Source organism: Caulobacter sp. AP07 (assembly GCF_000281955.1).
Classification (GTDB): Bacteria; Pseudomonadota; Alphaproteobacteria; order Caulobacterales; family Caulobacteraceae; genus Caulobacter.
The window spans coordinates 1-1,603 of record NZ_AKKF01000277.1 but is presented as its reverse complement, the minus strand read 5'-3'; the positions used below and the strand labels follow the sequence as shown (position 1 = coordinate 1,603).

Here is a 1,603-nt window from a genome sequence, read left to right as displayed (position 1 = left end):
ATGGCCAAGGAAAAGTTCGAACGTAACAAGCCGCACTGCAACATCGGCACGATTGGTCACGTTGACCACGGCAAGACGACGCTGACGGCGGCGATCACCATCACCCTGGCCAAAAAGGGTGGCGGCAAGGCGATGAACTACGCCGACATCGACGCGGCGCCGGAAGAAAAGGCCCGCGGCATCACGATCAACACCGCGCACGTCGAGTACGAGACGGCCAACCGTCACTACGCGCACGTCGACTGCCCCGGCCACGCCGACTACGTGAAGAACATGATCACCGGCGCGGCGCAGATGGACGGCGCGATCCTGGTGGTTTCGGCCGCCGACGGCCCGATGCCGCAGACCCGCGAGCACATCCTGCTGGCCCGTCAGGTCGGCGTGCCGGCCCTGGTCGTGTACATGAACAAGGTCGACCTGGTCGACGACGCCGAGTTGCTCGAGCTGGTCGAGATGGAAGTGCGCGAGCTGCTTTCGTCCTACGACTTCCCAGGCGACGACATTCCGATCACCAAGGGTTCGGCCAAGGTGGCGATCGACGGTGGCGACCCGATCATCGGCGAGGACTCGATCCTCGAGCTGATGACCACGGTCGACGCCTACATCCCGCAGCCCGACCGCCCGGTCGACCTGCCGTTCCTGATGCCGGTGGAAGACGTGTTCTCGATCTCGGGCCGCGGCACCGTGGTGACCGGCCGGATCGAAAAGGGCATCGTCAAGGTCGGTGAGGAAGTCGAGATCGTCGGCATCCGTCCGGTCCAGAAGACCACCTGCACCGGCGTCGAAATGTTCCGCAAGCTGCTGGACCAAGGCCAGGCGGGCGACAACGTCGGCGTGCTGCTGCGCGGCACCAAGCGCGAAGACGTCGAGCGCGGCCAGGTGCTGTGCAAGCCGGGTTCGATCACCCCGCACACCAAGTTTGTGGCCGAGGCCTACATCCTGACCAAGGAAGAAGGCGGCCGTCACACGCCGTTCTTCACCAACTACCGTCCGCAGTTCTACTTCCGCACCACCGACGTGACCGGGATCATCAAGCTGCGCGAAGGCGTGGAAATGATCATGCCGGGCGACAACGCCGAGCTGGACGTCGAGCTGATCACCCCGATCGCCATGGACCAGGGCCTGCGCTTCGCCATCCGCGAAGGCGGCCGCACGGTCGGCGCCGGCGTGGTGGCCAAGATCGTCGAATAGTCTTCGACGTTCTGAAGTCTCTACCGAACTCGCGAAGGCCCCGGGGGAAACCCCGGGGCCTTTTGCATGCCTCCCCCTCTGGGGGAGGTGTCGGCGAAGCCGACGGAGGGGGCTGCTCCGCCCACTTGCCCCCACCTGACCGCTTCGCGGTCTGTCGCGGCGAGGGGGCGGAGCAGCGAGGTGGGCAGATTCTTTGGGTTGCGGCGGCCCGGAGCCTCGTGCTGCTATCGCGGTTCGACGCCATGCGCGGCGTCGAGGGGTATCGGGGGCGTCGAGTGTACGGGGAAGTTGAAAGCATCGGGCCCGTCGGGTTCGAGCCGGCGGGCGATTGGGTGCTGGGGCATGATTTCCAGCGCTGGACGCCGACCACCACGCAGACCGTGGACGGCGGTCGGCGCTATTGGCTGGGGGG

2 protein-coding genes are annotated in these 1,603 nt (G+C 66.0%); both read left to right on the top strand.

The window, feature by feature from the left end; genetic code table 11:
- The coding region (tuf, locus tag PMI01_RS23555) for an elongation factor Tu (RefSeq protein WP_007675330.1) at positions 1 to 1,191 on the top strand (1,191 nt) is incomplete at its 5' end.
- A gap of 218 nt (positions 1,192 to 1,409) precedes the next feature.
- Positions 1,410 to 1,603 (top strand): hypothetical protein (locus PMI01_RS27990; RefSeq protein WP_007675328.1); only part of this gene is annotated, 194 nt, incomplete at its 3' end.